10 protein-coding genes and 1 riboswitch are annotated in these 12,499 nt (G+C 67.7%); all 10 genes read right to left on the reverse strand.

Going from position 1 to position 12,499, the window contains the following annotated elements; translation table 11 throughout:
- Positions 1–37: 37 nt before the first annotated feature.
- Positions 38–213: riboswitch (M-box (ykoK) riboswitch) on the reverse strand.
- Positions 214–297: 84 nt separating this feature from the next.
- Positions 298–2,127: a type VII secretion system ESX-5 AAA family ATPase EccA5 gene (gene eccA5, locus AC0KTM_RS11065; protein ID WP_043954905.1), complete on the reverse strand. Its 1,830-nt coding sequence runs from the start codon at positions 2,125–2,127 to the stop codon at positions 298–300.
- The gene (gene eccE, locus AC0KTM_RS11070; protein ID WP_225329211.1) at positions 2,124–3,323 is read right to left on the reverse strand and encodes a type VII secretion protein EccE; all 1,200 of its coding nucleotides are present in this window, start codon (positions 3,321–3,323) and stop codon (positions 2,124–2,126) included. Before eccE ends, eccA5 begins: the two co-directional genes overlap by 4 nt.
- A gap of 19 nt (positions 3,324–3,342) precedes the next feature.
- Complete coding sequence (locus AC0KTM_RS11075; RefSeq protein ID WP_472415546.1) at positions 3,343–5,169, reverse strand: type VII secretion-associated serine protease mycosin; 1,827 nt, start codon at positions 5,167–5,169, stop codon at positions 3,343–3,345.
- Complete coding sequence (gene eccD / locus AC0KTM_RS11080) at positions 5,147–6,658, reverse strand: type VII secretion integral membrane protein EccD (protein ID WP_238955878.1); 1,512 nt, start codon at positions 6,656–6,658, stop codon at positions 5,147–5,149. The genes AC0KTM_RS11075 and eccD overlap by 23 nt, the downstream gene beginning before the upstream one ends.
- A 267-nt stretch (positions 6,659–6,925) precedes the next feature.
- The gene (locus tag AC0KTM_RS11085) at positions 6,926–7,828 is read right to left on the reverse strand and encodes an ESX secretion-associated protein EspG (RefSeq protein WP_225328212.1); all 903 of its coding nucleotides are present in this window, start codon (positions 7,826–7,828) and stop codon (positions 6,926–6,928) included.
- Between the two features lie 108 nt (positions 7,829–7,936).
- Positions 7,937–8,221 (reverse strand): WXG100 family type VII secretion target, encoded by a 285-nt coding sequence (locus AC0KTM_RS11090; RefSeq protein ID WP_007771417.1) that lies wholly within the window; start codon positions 8,219–8,221, stop codon positions 7,937–7,939.
- Positions 8,222–8,272: 51 nt separating this feature from the next.
- Positions 8,273–8,569, reverse strand: a complete 297-nt coding sequence (locus AC0KTM_RS11095; RefSeq protein ID WP_003874404.1) for a WXG100 family type VII secretion target — start codon at positions 8,567–8,569, stop codon at positions 8,273–8,275.
- 317 nt (positions 8,570–8,886) lie between these two features.
- Positions 8,887–9,186: a PE family protein gene (locus tag AC0KTM_RS11100; protein ID WP_014942104.1), complete on the reverse strand. Its 300-nt coding sequence runs from the start codon at positions 9,184–9,186 to the stop codon at positions 8,887–8,889.
- Positions 9,187–9,563: 377 nt separating this feature from the next.
- Positions 9,564–10,763: a PPE family protein gene (locus AC0KTM_RS11105; protein WP_014942103.1), complete on the reverse strand. Its 1,200-nt coding sequence runs from the start codon at positions 10,761–10,763 to the stop codon at positions 9,564–9,566.
- A 331-nt stretch (positions 10,764–11,094) separates the two neighbouring features.
- The gene (locus tag AC0KTM_RS11110; protein WP_225328211.1) at positions 11,095–12,351 is read right to left on the reverse strand and encodes a PPE family protein; all 1,257 of its coding nucleotides are present in this window, start codon (positions 12,349–12,351) and stop codon (positions 11,095–11,097) included.
- Positions 12,352–12,499: the final 148 nt, after the last annotated feature.

Here is a 12,499-nt window from a genome sequence, read left to right on the forward strand (position 1 = left end):
CACACGGGGAGAAGCGCCCAACGCGAGAACCGTTGGGCGGGCACCCCTCTCGTCAGAGCTTCGGCACCACACGGCGTATCCGCCTCACCAGAGCCGGAAGCCACTTGGGCTCAACCCTTAATCCGGGAGGAGCTGTCCTGACCCTGGGCGTCTCTCGACGTTCGAGGTCAGTGGCCTATGTCCGTGCAGACGCCTCACCTAGCGAGGTGCTTGCACAGGCCATGGTGGCACCCGGGATTCGTTGAGTCAAATTGACGTGCAGCACAATCCCCATGCCCGCCGAGCCCGGCTACGCCGCTAGTCCGACTTCTCGGCCACCGCTGCGCTGAGGCCCTCCGCGAGATCCTCGCGGGTCAGCTCCTTGAACCGCAGCAGTTGGCGCTCGGTGAACTCGGTCACGTCGCTGGCCAGGACCGCATCCAGGTCCTCGTCGTCCAGACGGAAACTGCGATGATCCCGGGCCTTTTCCACCACGTTGCGCACGAAGCCGGCATTGCCGAGCGTATCGATGCCGCGGATGAGATCCCCGTCTTCCGAATACGTTTCGTCGAGATAGAACTTGGTGTACGACGGCAGCAAGGCCTGCGCCGACTCATCGGTGATGACGTCTTCGTTTTCCTGGCCCATCAGCCGGGTCAGCGCGACGAGTTCGTCCGGGGTGTAGCTGAAGAACTCGATCACGGTCGAAAACCGCCGTCGCAGACCCTGATTCACTTCAAGCATCTTGTCCATGGCCTTGGCGTAGCCGGCCCCGAAAACGACCAGCTCGTCGCGATGGTTCTCCATGTACAACAACAACGTATTGATGATGGCGTTGCCGTAGGGATCGCCCTGCTGATAGCCCTTCTCGTGCAGCGTGTGCATCTCGTCGAAGAAGACCGCACCGCCCAGGGCGCCCTCGAGCATCTCCTCGGTGTTCTTCTCCGCGTCGGCCATGTACCGGCCCAGCAGCTTGGTGCGGCTGGTCTCGACGACCACCGGTTTGCGCAGCACGGTCAACCCACACAGCTGCTTGCTGAAAGCCCTTGCCACCGAAGTCTTTCCGGTCCCCGGCGGACCGAGCAGCAAGGTGTGGCGCGACGTCACCGGCACGGGTAGGCCCATCTTGGCGCGCGCCAGGTTCACCTTCGTCGTCGCCTTGATCAACTTGATTTCCCGCTTGGCCCGCTCCATGCCGAGCATGGCGTTGAGCTCGGCGTCGCCCTCGGCCAGGTACTTCGCCGCATCCTCGGCGTGGCGGGCGGCCTCCGTCTCCGCGCGGGTGGGCGCGCTGTCGGGGTCCCACGGGTCGGTGCGGGCCTCGATCGTTTCCGGGTCGGTCAGGATCAGGCGAAAGTTCGGGTTGTCCAGCGCTTCCCGGGCCGGGGTGAACTTCGGATCCCGCGAATACACGCGCCGCAGCAGCTCGACGGCCTCGTCCTCGCGGCCCAGATGGCGCAGGCACATGCCCTGGGTGTACAGGGCGATGTTGGCCGCGCCCGGTACCCGGTCGCCCTCGATGGCGTCCTGGCCCCGGCGCAGGGCCTCTTCGAACACGCCCAGCGAGGCAAGGGCCGTGGTGGCCATCGCCGCCCCGGCGGCCTTCAGCTCGGGCTGGCGCCACCCCTTGCCCTCGGCGAATTGGTTGAGCACGTCCGGCCACCGCCCGGTGCGGAAGTACAGGACGCCGCGCACGTAGCTGACCAGCTCCTCCTCGAAGGCCTGGCGGGGTTCGACGCCGTCGAGCAGCTTCGCCGCTTCCGCATAGCGTTTGGCTTCGGCAAGCACCGCGGCGTAGGCGCATGCCAGCGACTCCACGCTGGTCACCGCCAGCCGCAGGAACAGCCCGTCGGACACCTCCGGGCGGAACTGCAGCTCGGTGACCCCGAGGCGGCGGGTCTCCCACCCGAACGTCCGGATCGACGACCAGGCGCCGGCGAGCACGTCGAGGCTCTGCTCGCCGGCCAGCATCCGCGCCAGCCAGGCGTCACACATCGACGGGTCCAGGTTGGTCGCCGTGGTGAACATCTGCGACGCAACCTGCGGGTTGTGGCTGGGTTGCAGCCCGTTGACCGACACGCCCGACGCCAACAGGCCGGCGACCATCGCGTTACGGGCGCCTTCTGCGGTTGATTGGGGCCTCGTCATTGCGCTACAGGTACGCCCGCCGAGCTCCCTCGCAGCTGATCGACGGACAGCGCGAGGTCATCGTCGTCGGCGCGCAACGGACGGCTCGGCACCACCAGCAGTGTGCGGGCCGTCGGGGCGGGCAGGCTGGCTCGCACCGCGGCCAGCTGACGACCGGTGAGACGGTTGAGTCCCGACGAGACGTTTCTGCGCAGCCGCTTCTCGGTGTGGTATCGCACCCACGCCGACACCTGCGGACGGCCGCCGCGGGAGGTGAGCCGAATGGTCAGCACGGTGGCGAAAGTGTCGTCCTCCCAGAGCTCCTCGAGCTTGTCGGTGGTGATGTCCGACGGCGTCAGCCACAAGCTCGTCACGAACCCGTTGAAGTGCTTGAGGCGGCGCCACCCGGGCCGGCTCCAGGTCGGCTCCAGATCGGCGAGCACCGCGCGGTCGACTTCGGCGAGCTCCTCGGCGGTCAACGGCCTTGCCGCACAGGTCAATCCGTCGAGATCCTGAGCGAGCCGCTCGGTGGCGGCCACCAGGGTCGACGCGAGCGAATCGCGGGCCGCCACCGCGGCGACGTTGCGCTGCGGGTTCATCCGCAGCACCAGCCAGGTCCGGCGCACGTAGGAGGTGGGCTGGTCATTCGCCACCTCCCATTCCTCGGGGCCCCAGTCGTCGAGCTTGGACAACTCGGCGGCATTACCGCCGCGGCGCACCTTCACCGACACGATGTCGATGTCATCGAGGTGGATGTCGAACTGGCGCAGCCCCGAGGCGACGGCCTGCACCAGCAGCGTGGGGCGCGACGACCGGTGACGATGGCGCGACGCCGAATCGTCCTCGCCGCCGTTGACGGCGATCACCGTGACGAGCTGGCCCTGGTACTCGCGCACGCCGACCTTGTCGCGGCCGAATTTGCGTTGGTGGTCGATGGCCGGGGTGCAGCCGGCCGCCAGTGCCGAGCCCGGATCGGCGGACCAATCCCACAGCCAGGTCGCCAGCCCCGACGTCACCGTCAAGCCGTGGTAGGTGACCAGCGACAGCAGCGTGATCAGCGCGGCCAGACCGACCCCCACCCAAAAGGCGATGCGGTAGGTGCCCTGCCAGGACTCCGGGCAGTGACTGGCCACCGCCATGATCACGACGTCGACCAGGAACACCGTGGTCACCCGCGGCCACGACAAAGACAACCCAAACCTGCGCTGCGCCTTCATGAGTGCTGCTGCTCCGCCCCTATTGCTGTTTCCGAGAACGCTTCATCAGCATCGCCGTGCCGAACACTCCGCCGCCGATGAGCAACGCCACGAACAATCCTCCGGCGGCAACCCATACTGGCACCATATCGCGGGGCGGGGCCGGTTTCGGAACGGTCAGCGGCGCCGACAGTTGCTGCGGCGGCTTCACCGGACCGTCGGGCACATCCCAGGTCAGTGCCGCGACCGGGTCGACGACCCCGTGGCCGACCTGGTTGTCCACGCCGCGGGCGGGAGCCCGGGCCGTGCGCGTCAACCGGTTGATGACCTGATACGCCGATAGCTGCGGGAACTTGGCGCGCACGAGCGCCGCAACCCCCGACACGATCGCCGCCGAGAAGCTGGTGCCGGAAGGAACCAGCAGCGTGTTGTCCGGTCCGTCGATCGCGTTGATCAGCCCGTCGTCGCGCGGCGAAAGCCCGACGACGTCCGTTCCGGGCGCGGCGATCCCCACCCACGGCCCGGCCACGCTCGTCGACGCCTGGCCCTGATTGCCCTGGCTCAGCGGGCGGCCTTCCTCGTCGACCGCCCCGACGGTCAGGACGTAGTCGCTGAACCAGGACGGCGTCACGACGGTGGTGACGGCATTCCAGTTGCGAGGATCGTTGGGCTGCAACGGATCATGAGGCGGGTTCTGCTTGCAGTCCTTTTTGCTGGTGTCGCCGGCCGCGGCCACGATGACGACGTTCTTGTCGACGGCCGCGTAGCGGACCGCGGCGCCCAGCGAGCGCTGGTCGATGACGTTGCGCGCGCTCATGCACGTCACGTCGGAGATGTTGATCACCGACGCGCCCATGTTGGCGGCGTGCACGATCGCCCGTGCCATCGTCTGGACGTTGTCGATCTTCGCCGACGTCTGCGGATCCTCATCGCCGGTGTAGGCGTCCTTGAGGCCGAAGGCCTGGCTGGTCTGCCGGATCGCGATGATGTCGACGTCGGGTGCGATCCCGCTGAACGCATCCGGACCGCCCTTGGGGGGCGCGGGTGGCGGCGGTGCCGGCGGCGGCGGGTCGAGCGGACGCGGATTGTCTACCTCGACCACGCGCCCACCACCGGAGTAGCCGGGGATGGTCACCGTGCCGGCGCCGTGGTTGCCCGCCGGCGCCTGCCCGCCTTGGGGGGGTCCGGGGGCGGGCCCGCCGGGCGCCGGGGCTGCCGGTGGCGGCGGGGGCGCCCCGAAGGGGCCCGGAGGCGGCTGCTGCTCCTGGGGCGGCGGGGGAACCATCGTCACGGTCTGGGGCAGCGGTGAGAGGGTCACCGTCTGCGGCGGTGGTGCTTTGGGCGGTGGCTCCGTAGTGGGAATGGTGACCGGCTTGCGCGGTGCCGCCGGCGGTACGCCCGCGCCGTTGGCCTGGGCCGCCCCGATCATCGACGCCACGATGGTGCCGTGCGCGTCGCAGTCGGACAGCCCGTCACCGGACATGATGTAGTCGCCGCCCGGGATCAGGTGCGGAAAGCGCGGGTGCGGGGTGACGCCGGTGTCGATGACGGCCACCTTCTGGCCGGCGCCGCGACCGAACTGCCACGCCTCCTGCAGATTGAGCATGTCCATGTATTTGGGCTGCAGCCGAAAATCGGTGCCGGGCAGCACGCCCACCTCGGTGCAGTACGAGTTCTGCTTCATCGGCGCCCCCGGCCCGGGCGGACCGTCCGGCGGCACCGCCGCGGCGTCGATCGTCGGAGGCGAGATCGCATACGCCGGCGGCAGATTCGCCAACGCGCCCGATGCGAGCAAGGCGGCGGTGACGCTCGCGGCGATGCCGCGGCCACGCCACACTTTGCCGTCAGCGGTAGCGGATTGCTGCATAGACATTCATCAACCACAATGCCAGCGGGAAAATTGGCATCAGGCAGAGGTATTCGATCCATTCCACGAATTTGCGGAATAGCGGGCTGTAGACGGTGTTTGGCACGACGGCCGCGGATGTCAGCCCCGCGACCGGCACCAAAACCAGGATCGCCGCGCAGATCGACACCGCCAGCGAGGACTGCAGCACGAGCGCGTAGCGCACCACGACAGCGCCGACGATCAGCACCCCGGTGCCGGCCAGGGTGATCGCCTGCCAGCGGTCGACGTACGAGCGGCCCCGCAGCAACAGGAATCCCGCGCTGAAGCCCGCCAGCAGGACCGGCAACCAGCGCTGCCCGGTGTGCGGGTCCGACAGGGCGGTCAGCGAGACGACCATCAGCACGCCGAGCCCGATCAGCAAACCCGACAGGAACGAACGGGCGCGTTCGGCCTGCGTCAGCACGTCGCGGACCGATGCGGGTCCCTCCAAAACCGGGGGGCCGCCGTCGTTGCGCACCACCGTGGTGGGCAGGTCGGGCCGAGCCTCGAACACCCATCGGCTGGTGGCCGACGGGAAGACGGGCAGGCGGATGCCGGCCAGCCGCCGGGAGATCGCGGGCGCACTCTGGTAGATCAGGACCGACACGAGCACGACGCAGGTCAGCAGCGTCACGGCGCTGGTCATGGCCACCATGCGCGCCAACGCGGCCACGGCCGCGATCGCGCTGACGGTGACGATCGCGGTGTAGATCGACAGCCGACGCCCGGTGAAACGCAGCGCGAGGATCGCGGCGATGGTGAGGACGCCGAAGCCCAGCACCGCGTGTGGCGACCCGACGCCGCCGGGCGGCGCGGACGCCGCGGCGATCGACAGCGGTGCGAGGCTGCTCAACAGCATGATGTCGGCGACGCGCCGATCCTGCTGGGTGGTCGCCCGCATCAACAGCAACAGCGAAACGCCCAGCATCAGCACGCCGATCACGCCCGCGTAGACGGTGGGCAGCCACGAGTTGTGGTGCCAGCGCCACCAGCCGAGCAGACCGGTCGCGGTCGTCACCCCGATGGCCACCATCGCCGCACCGACCTGCACGGCAACCACGGGGTCGATGGCGGCGAAGCGCTTGCTGAGGTCCGCGGCGACCGCGGTGGAGATGTGCTCGATGACCTGCGAGCGGTGCTCGGTGTCCGGGATGAATCGGATCCACAGCCGGTCGCCGTCGTAGACGTCCTGCTCGCTGAGCGATTGGGTGGCCCGCAGCGGCGAGCCGTCCACCAGGCACAGCGCCCATCGGCCCCGGCCCGCGGCTTCCAGCGGAGTCTCGCCGAGCTCGCGGAGCCGGCTGTTGACCACCTTCAGCAACGGGTCGGTCATGACCGAGACGGGGGCGTTCGCGTCCAGCAGGACGCCGATCTGGACGCCCGTGCCGGCCATCACGCCGACGACGACCGCCTGGGGCTGTGAGATGCCCTCAACGTCAGCCTGTGGTACTTCAACGACCGCAGTCATCGCCTTGCACTCCCTACCGTGATGAATGGGTGAGCCGGTGCCGCCGTCCGCGTGCCGGCCGGCGCCGGTGTACTCGCCGAGGTGCTGGGGTCCCCCCCGCAGCGCATTCCGACTAATTGGAATTCCATCTGCCTCGCCTTGCGATTAAGAGTTGTGGTTGACACCGTTTTGACATTTGCTGATGTCTTGACAGAAGTATGCCGTGTTCGCAGCTCAACCGCATGTTGAGTGCGACGACATTGATGAAATCTGTGTTTCGCGCGAGTGTCACACCCTGCTGTGAGTTTTCCACTCGCCGTAGGGAAGTGTGTCGAGCACGGTTTTGACGCCCACCTGCACGAGCTGCGGCGTCGCCGGGCAGATGGCGAGCCACGCCTCCCCCGAACCCGCGGTCCGGGCTTGCTGGTAGAGCGCGATGCGGCCACCGGAGCCGTCTTTCAGCGACAGCACGGACGCGCTGGGACCCTTGGCGTCGTCCTGGTATTGGCGGGCGTACACGGCGACCTCGGCGGCGGGGTCCGACAGCGCCTGGCCCAGCGCGGCCACGGTGGCGGCGCTGATGCCCATCCGGCGCAGGTCTCCGCCGGAGAAAACGTTGAAGCCCGACTCCTGCCACGACTTGGTCGCTTCCAGCATCTCCTCCAGCGGCACGTTGACCGCGTTGATCGCCGCAGGCTCGGCGTGGTGAATGGATTCCAGCGCGTCGATCACCAGGGACGCGATCGAGGCGCTGTCGGCGACGGCGACGTCGTCGACGGTGATCTCACCGCCGACCCGGACCGCCGACACCCAATGCTGGCCGCGGCGGGCCAGGACTACCCGAAATTCGTTGTCGGGGATGTCGCGCGAGCCCGGGGGCTGATTCTCGTCATCGAGGACGCCGTAGGCCAGCTTGCCCCGCGACAGCAGGGCGACCACCTCGAGGTCGGGCGCGGCGAGCACTTTCATCCGAGCGGCCACCTGCTCGTTGACCTGGTCGTTCTCGACGATGCCCTGCTCGCGCATCACCGCCATTCCGGGATGCTCGTTGAGCCAGTCGTTCGAGTCCGTGGATACGTAGGGCCGGCACCGCAACTCCGGCGCGACGTGCCGGATGTCCAGCAGCGCCTGGAGCATCCAGAAGCCGTCGACGTTGACGGTGATGTCGGTGCGGGTGCTCTGTTGGTCCATCAATTCCTCAACTGGTCCCTGAATAGCTCAAGCGTCACACTGCACGGTAACCGCAGGACGCGGCAGCACACCGACGGGTGGTGTGCTGCCGCGCCTGTGGTCGAGGCGTCAGGCCCAGCTGGACCCGACGGCGCTGTCGGTACTGGCCATGTTGCTGCCCGCGGACTGAACCTTCTGTCCGTGGGAGTTGGCCTGCTCGTAGATCACCTGGAAGTTGCGACCCAACTGGGTGATGAACTCCTGGCACGCGACCGAACCTGCACCGCCCCAAAAGTCGCCGGCAGCAAGCACATCGCGAACGATGGCCTGGTGCTCGGCCTCCAAGGAGGCGGCCTGGGCGCGGATCAGGGCACCGTGGGCGTCCACGTCGCCGAACTGGTAGTTAATGCTCATATCGGTGTTCTCCTAAAGTCTCGAAATGTTAGGCAGCGGCCGTTTTCGGCGCTAGCTGCTGAGGATCTGCTGCGAGGCCTGCTCTTGCTGCTCGTAGTTGTTCGCGTCGCGGATCAGCCCGTCGCGCACCCCGTGCAGCATGTTGACGATGTTGCGGAAGGCCTGGTTGACCTGGCCCATGGTGTCGTAGGACGTCGCCTGCGCCTGGCCGCTCCAGCCCGCGCCGGCGATGTTCATCGACGACGCCCACATCTTGCGGGCCTCGTCCTCAACGGTCTGGGCGTGCACCTCGAAACGCCCCGCCATCGCCCGCATCTCGTGCGGGTCGGTCATGAAACGTGTTGCCATGTCGGCTGTCTCCTTATTACGTAGTTAGTGGGTGTGTGGTTTAAGACGGTGGCCGGATCGTTTACGGATTACGCAACCGCCGTGCCGAATGGATAGAAATGGCCCCCCCTTCCCGTCAGCCGGCGGCCACCGGGCGTTGTCACGGTAAGACGGACGTCAGACCCGAACCGCGACGTTTGAGTTGACGGAATGCGTGTTGGTGTTGGGGTTGCTGCGTGGGGCGAACCCTGCGGCCCCGCGCTCAGCCCCTGGTGGGCGGTTACGTGGGAACCCACGTCGATGAGGATCTGTCCCAAGCCCGGAACCGCCGATGCGACTCAGCCGGCGGCGGCCGCGTTGGCTGCCTCGGTGGCAGCGTACGAACCGGAGCTCATGGACAGGGTGTTCACGAATTGCTCGTGGATGGCGGCAGCCTGGGCGCTCACCGCCTGGTACATCTGCGCGTGCGCCGCGAACTGAGCCGCGGTCAACGCCGACACCTCGTCGGCAGCAGCGGGTACCACCCCCGTCGTTGGGGCTGCAGCGGCTGCGTTCTGGGCGCTCAAGGTCGACCCGATAGCCTGCAGATTCCCGGCCGCCGCGGCCAAAGCCTCCGGCTGTGTGGTCACGAACGACATATTTGTTTCCCTCCTAGTTCAAATCCCCGACTCTGCGAGAGTAGATGACTGCGACCCCCGAGGCCGGGGTGGACGCAGCGTGTTTGCAATTGTTCACGTAGTGGTACGGCGAATTCACTTTCGTTAACGACACAGTAACAGCGTCTGACCTCGACCGCAGCCCTTCGCGCGACAGTCAGAACAAACGGCATCTGGCCCCGGTCGAAAAAGTTGCTGGTAGCCATCGGACAGGTTGCTGCGGCCACGTCGAGCGCCACAACGATCCGACTGCCGACGAACTCGCCGCACCGAGTCATCGCGATGACCTTTGCCACTAGCGCGTCGCTCGCACCTCCTTTCGTCCATTTCAGCTGGTTGATCGCACCGATGGCCGCGGCTCAGCCGGCGAAGGGTGGTCGGGCCATGACAGTGGGCCGGAAGCCGTATTTGGGTCCGGCCACGCCGTGTCCGCCGGCACCGGCACCGGCCAACGGCATCCCGCCGAGCAGGTTTCCGGGTCCACCGGCGGCCTCGGGGGCCGCGCTGATGGTGCTGACCGGAATCGCATGCCCGAGCGCCGGCGCCGCCGCCGGGGCCCCCGACCACGCGACCGGCACCGACAACTTGCCCCCGATCGAGGCCGCACTGCCCAACGCCGCCACCGGATGCGCCGCCGCAGCCCCCCCACCGAGCATGCCGCCCAAACCACCCAGCGCGGGCAAGGCCTTGGCCGCCGCCGGGGCCGCACTACCGATCAACCCCAACGACTTCGAGATCTGCACAAAGTTGTTCCCCATACCAATGCTGAAGTACGGCAGACCCTCGGTGTTATAGAACAATCCCGCAAACGGGGTGTAGCCGTTCACCGCGGTTCCCAGGCTGGTGGGGAGCGTAGTCTGCCCGGTCAACAGGAACCAGATCTCGGTCAGCGGGTCGGTGGCCGTCGTCGCCTGCGTCGTGGCGTTGGTGGTGGGCTGGGCCAGCGACTGCAACACCTTGGACGTGTTGACCGCCGAGGAATCCGTGGTCGCCTTGGTGACCGCCGCATTCTGGGTGGCCTGCCCCGACGCATTAGTGATCTCGGGAGCCTTCTGAAACGGCGTCTGCTTGGTCGCCGACGACGACTGACCCGCATACCCATACATCGCACCCGCATCCTGAGCCCAATACTCGCCATACTGGGCCTCCAACTGCGCAATCAACGGCGTGTTCTGCCCCAACACATTCGTCGCCTGCAACTGAGAGACCTGCATCCGATTCGACGCCACCAACGGCGGCGGCACCGACGCCGACAACGCCGCCTCATACGCCGCCGCCGCTGCCCGCGCCTGCGTCGCCGCCTCCTCAGCCTGCGCCGCCGCCGAGGTCATCCACGCAACGTACGGCTCCACCGCCTGAGCCATCGTCGCCGACGCCGAACCCAACCACTCCTCACTACTCAAAGCGGTCACCACCTTCTCGTAAGAAAGCGCCGCCGAATTCAACTCCGCAGCCAACGCACTCCACGCCGACGCCGCAGACACCAACGAACCCGACCCCGGACCCGAATAAATCCGCGCCGAATTGAACTCCGGCGGAAAAGCCCCATAATCCAGCACGAATAGCCCCTTAACCTGTGATCTGCGAATCGACGCGTCGAGTTGCGAAAGACGTTAATGCGCTGGTGGCCGGCCCCGCCCCGCTCGAATGGCGGGCGGCCTTCCGGCCCGCCTCTCGGGTGGCCGGCGCCATGCGCCGCTCGCCGCCGGCGGACCGCGCGGTGGTCGGCCCGGATAGCGGTCTGGAACTGCGGAAACGGCCGGAACCGAGGGTGCGCCCGGTCGGGCTACCGCGGTGCGATGTCGTGGTCGCTCGGGGCACGGGTATCGGGGCCGGGGATAAAATCCGGTCGCGGATAAAGGTGAGGGTGCGCATGCCGAATTCCGCCGCTTATCCGGCCGAGGGCGGGCGTGTCAGCACGCTGTAGCGGAATCCGTATTTGTTGACATAACCGGCGGCCGCGCCACGACGACCCAGCGACCCGGCCGGCATGCCACGCAGCAACCCGTTGGCCGGTCCACCGGTGGTGCCCGTCGCGGCGGCCTGGACGGGGGCGGCCTCCAGCTCCGAGACCGTCGAAGGACTGACCGCCGAGGTCAGCGTCGCCCAATGCTGGGGCACCGACAACATCCCCACCCGCGCGGCCTGCCCGGCACCGGCGGCAACCCCCCCGCTCGCATGGCCCAGCCCCCCGCCCAGGTTGCCCAGACCCAAACTTGCGAACTGCGGCGTGGGGAACCACGCACCACCGGCACCCGCCGTGCTACCACCGGGACCAGAGGTCAGCTGTTGCGCGATCGATGTGCAAAAGCTGGCCATACCGTTGGAGAAATACGCCAGACCCGTCGTCCGCTTCAGGATCGTGTCGTAGATCGTGGGGGTCAGCCCCAGCCAGTTGTTGGTGGGGGTCGGCAGCCCGTTCTGCAGCAAGTTCTGAAGCGTGCTCGTGAGCAACCCTGATTCCGAGGCGTTGGTCACGGTCGCCGGCGCCTGCGCGGCTTGAGTTGCGCTGAGCGACAAGGCTTGTGGCGACGCCAGCTGTGAGGTCGTTTGTGCGGTGTTGCCCGCCGGCTCGGCAACCGCCTGGGCCACCGCAGCGGCCTGCCCGGAGTCCCCGTCGGGGGTCGTGGTGTGCGGCGGCGCCGTGAACGGGGCCAACTCCGACGCGGTCAGCGACGAGCCGGAGTACCCGTACATCGCCGCGGCGTCCTGGGCCCACATCTCCATGTACTGCGCCTCGGTGGCCGCGATCGCCGGCGTGTTCTGGCCGAGGAAATTCGTTGCGACCAGATTCGCCAGCAGCACCCGATTGGTCGCGATCACCGGCGGCGGCACCGTCATCGCAAACGCCGCCTCGAACGCCGCCGCGGCGGCGCGTGCCTGGCCGGCCGTCTCCTCGGCCTGCGCGGCCAGGATGCTCAGCCAGCTCACATACGGCGTGACCGCAGACAACATCGACGCGGATGCCGGGCCCACCCAGGGAGCGTGGGTCAGTTCCGAGATCACCACCGCGTAACCGCTTGCGGCCGTGTCTAACTCGGCGCCGAGTCCATCCCAGGCCGCCGCCGCGGCCATCATCGGCCCCGAGCCCGGACCCGCATACATGCGACCGGAATTGACCTCCGGCGGTAATGCCCCGAAGTCCATGGCTATGAAGCGCCGGGCTCGAACGACATGTATCCCCTCGTACGTGGCATTGAGTCGGTGAAATTCAGCATTGGCTTGCTTGGGAAGGCTAAGTGGCCGCCCGGCTTATCGCCGCCTGGTCGCACGGCCGCTGGTGCGGCGACGGCCG

This window comes from Mycobacterium sp. NTMscope_Eco_3 (genome assembly GCF_976985685.1).